3 protein-coding genes are annotated in these 3,478 nt (G+C 73.7%); all 3 read right to left on the bottom strand.

The genetic code is table 11. The features are described from left to right. Positions 1-107: 107 nt before the first annotated feature. Entirely contained in the window at positions 108-1,682 is a 1,575-nt protein-coding gene (gcvPB, locus tag ESO86_RS13850) for an aminomethyl-transferring glycine dehydrogenase subunit GcvPB (RefSeq protein ID WP_129235531.1), read from the bottom strand. Further along, positions 1,679-3,106, bottom strand: a complete 1,428-nt coding sequence (gene gcvPA / locus ESO86_RS13845; RefSeq protein WP_129235530.1) for an aminomethyl-transferring glycine dehydrogenase subunit GcvPA — start codon at positions 3,104-3,106, stop codon at positions 1,679-1,681. Before gcvPA ends, gcvPB begins: the two co-directional genes overlap by 4 nt. Before the next feature lie 10 nt (positions 3,107-3,116). Next, a partial coding sequence (locus ESO86_RS13840) for a Beta-galactosidase C-terminal domain (RefSeq protein WP_207207141.1) occupies positions 3,117-3,478 on the bottom strand: 362 nt, incomplete at its 5' end.

The raw sequence follows: 3,478 nt of genomic DNA, 5'->3' as shown, positions 1-3,478 counted from the left end.
GCGCACCGCGCTCCGCGGCCCGACGCTGCACGTCCGCGCCGTCGCTGCCGGCGAGCCCGGCCGGGCCGCCGATCCCCGCGACGGGATTCACGATGAGGCCGATCACGTCAGGCCCCGACGGCGTCCGGGTACTTGCGACGGTACGCGCGCCACGTGATCGCCCAGCGCTCGGGGTCGTCGAGGTCGTCGTGGTGCGTGTGGTGCACGGTCTGGTTGTGGGGCGCGGTGCGCACGACCTCGGGCGTCTCCCGCGCCTCGCGGGCGATCTCGGCGAGGACGTCGGCGTACTCGTCGAGTTCGGCCTTCGAGTACGACTCGGTCGGCTCGAGCGTGAACGGCTGCGGCACGACGTACGGGTGGTGACTCGTCCAGTAGTGCATGCCGAAGTCGCTCGCGCGGACCCCGATCTCCTCCGAGCTGACACCCGTCGCCTGGGTCAGCTCCTCCCACGAGTAGCGCACCTGCTCGATCCGGCGTCGGCCGGCGGCGTAGGGCGCGGTGGCGCCCGGGATCTCGAGGATCCGCGTCATCAGGTAGTTGTTGTTCAGCACGGCCGTCTCGGCGACGCTGCGTAGGCCCTCGGCGCCGAGCGCCATGATCCACGCGTACGCCCGCACGATGTTCGGCACGACGCCGTGGAACGGCCCGATCGCGCCGATCGACTGCGGCCCGGCCTCCCGGACCGAGTACCGGTCCCCCTCCCGCACGACGCGGGGGCCGGGGAGGAACGGGGCGAGCGCGGCGCTGACGGCGTTCGCGCCCGTCCCGGGCCCGCCCGAGCCGTGCGGCGTGCCGAACGTCTTGTGCACGTTGAAGTGGCAGACGTCGAAGCCCGCGTCGCGCGCCCGGGTGATGCCGAGGATGCCGTTCGCGTTCGCCTGGTCGTAGGAGGCCAGCGCGCCGACGCGGTGGGCTGCGTCCACCCACTCCCGGATCGCCGGGTTGTAGATGCCGGTGTCCTCGGGGTTCGTGACCATGATCGCCGCGGTGCGGGGCGAGAGCGCGCGCTTCAGGGCGGCGAGGTCGGGGTAGCCGTCGGCGTCGGGGTGCAGCGTGATCACGTCGTACCCGGCGGCCTTCGCGGCGGCGGCGTTCGACGGGTGGCTGAAGATCGTCGTGATGACCTCGCGGCGCTGCTCCCCCTCGCCGTTGGCCTCGTGGTAGGCGCGGATCATGGCGATGTTCGCCCAGATCGCGGCGGAGCCGCCCTGGGTGTGCAGGGACACCTCGTCCATGCCCGAGATCTCGGCCATCATCCGCTCGGTGCGCCAGATGATCTCGAGCACGCCCTGCGCGTCGGCGGGGTCCTGCAGCGGGTGCATCGCGGCGAGCTTCGGCGTCGTGATGATGCGCTCGTTGACCTTCGGGGCGTACTTCATGGTGCAGGTGCCCTGGCCGACGTCGACGTTGAGGTCGGCGCCGAGGTTCTCCTGCGAGAGGCGCAGGTAGTGCTTGAGCACGCGCATCTGCCCCATCTCGGGCAGCGCGGGCGGCGTGCGCCGCGCGAGCCCCTCGGGCAGGCCGGCGACGACGTCGCCGACGGCCTCGCGAACGCCGGGCTCGATCGGCGTGACGAGCACGCCGCGTTCCCCGGGCGTCGACAGCTCGAAGATCACCGGCTCGTCCCAGCGGGCCTGGTGGAAGCGGCGGATGGCGGGCTTGGGGGCGATGGGCAGGCTCATGCGCGGTGCTCCTCGGGGGTGGCGACGGTGTCGAGGGTGGCGGCGGACTCGGCGGCCGATGCCGCGACGAGTCCGGTGACGGCGGCGGCGAGTCGGTCGATGTCGCGCTGCGTGGTCAGCTCGGTGACGCAGACGACGAGTTCGTGGTCGCCCGCGGGCGCCCCGGGCTCGATGCCCTCGGCGCGGAGCGCGCGGACGACCTCGCCAGCGGTGAGTCCGGCGCCGGAGACGTCGATCGCGAACTCGCGCAGGTGCACCGCGCCGTCGGTGAGGCGGATGCCGGGGATGGCGGCGAGCGAGCGCTGCGCGTACGCGGTCCGGGCGAGGAGCACCTCGCCGAGGTCGCGCATCCCCTGCGGGCCCATGAGCGCGAGGTGCACGCCGGCGGCGATGCCCCAGAGCGCGGCGGCGGTCCCGACCCATTCCTTGCCCTCCTCTCGGTGGGCGAAGGAGGTGCGGTCGTACGCGACGTCGCCGAAGCCGACCTCGCCGGGGACGTCGGTCGTGGCCAGGCCGAAGAGCCGCGAGGGCATCTCCATGACGAACCGCGGGTCGTCGTGCACGGCGATGAATCCGGCGTGCGCGCCCCCGTACCACTGGTGCAGGCCGAGCGACTGGATGTCCCCGCAGACGATGTCGGCGCCCTGCTCCGCGGGCGGCGTGAGCACGCCGTACCCGACCGGGTCGGTGCCGACGACGAGGACGGCGCCCACCGAGTGGGCGGCGTCCGCGAGCGCCTGCAGGCGGTGCTCGACGGCGCCGGTCCGGCTCGGCGTCTCGACCCAGACGGCGGCGACGTCCTCGCCGAGCCGCCGCGCGACGTCCGCGACGTCGGCGGTGCCGTCGACGGGGACGACCGGCTCGAGGTCGAGGTGGACCCGGACGTAGTCGCGGACCTTGGAGAGCTTCGCGGGCAGCACGTCGCTCACGACGAGCACGCGCCGGCGCCCGGTCATCCGCCCGGCCATCGCGAGCGCGGTGCCCGTCGCCTGGAAGCCGTCGTAGGTGGGGACGTTGACGACGTCCATCGAGAGCAGCTCGCCCATGAGCGACTGGTACTGGAAGAGCGCCTGGAAGCGGCCGTGGTCCTCGTACGGCTCGCCCGCGTAGGCGGTGAGGAACTCGCTGCGCCCGATGACCTCGTCGACGACGGCCGGGACGGCGTGCTGGTAGGTGCCCTGTCCGAGGAAGCTCAGGCGCTCGGTCGTCGGCGCGTTCCGCGCGAGGAGGCCGGAGACGTGCCGCTCGAGGTCCTGCTCGGCGACGAGCGCCTCCGGCAGGTCGAGGGCGCGGCCGAGGCGAAGGTCCTCGGGCACGTCGGCGTAGAACTCGTCGACGGATGCCGCGCCGACGGCGGCGAGCATCTCGGCGCGCACCTCGGGTGCGGTGTTGGGGATGTACGGATGCACGTAGGGGTCGGTCATGGGTGGTGCCTCACTCGGTGGTCTCGGACAGGGTGATGAACGGGGGCTCGGCGGCCCGCGGCGTCGCGAGCACGGCGGCGCCGAGGGCGGGGACGACGAGGCGAGGACCCGTGCGCGCTCCGGGGTCGCCGAGCAGGTCCTCGGCGCCCTCCGGCACGTCGACGACCGCGTCGCCGGCGCCGTGGTTCAGCACGAACGTGTAGTCGACGTCGGCGCTCGAGCGGGTGACGGCCTCGACGTCGTGGTCGATCCGCTCGCGGGCCGGGAGCCCGGCGTCGGCGAGCGCGAGGCGCATGACGGCGAGGAGGCCGTCCTCGGCGAGCGCGGTGCCGACGTACCAGGCGCTGCCGTCGCCGTGCCCGCGTCGCGTGA

Origin of the sequence: Agromyces binzhouensis, assembly GCF_004135055.1 — a bacterium.
Lineage (GTDB): Bacteria > Actinomycetota > Actinomycetes > Actinomycetales > Microbacteriaceae > Agromyces > Agromyces binzhouensis.
The sequence above is the reverse complement of the archived record's forward strand: the minus strand, read 5'-3'. Positions and strand labels throughout refer to the sequence as shown.

Bases quoted from the DNA above. Each gene is read 5' to 3' on its own strand.
- gcvPB (WP_129235531.1), bottom strand. From the start codon at position 1,682: ATGAGCCTGCCCATCGCCCCCAAGCCCGCCATCCGCCGCTTCCACCAG.
- gcvPA (WP_129235530.1), bottom strand. From the start codon at position 3,106: ATGACCGACCCCTACGTGCATCCGTACATCCCCAACACCGCACCCGAG.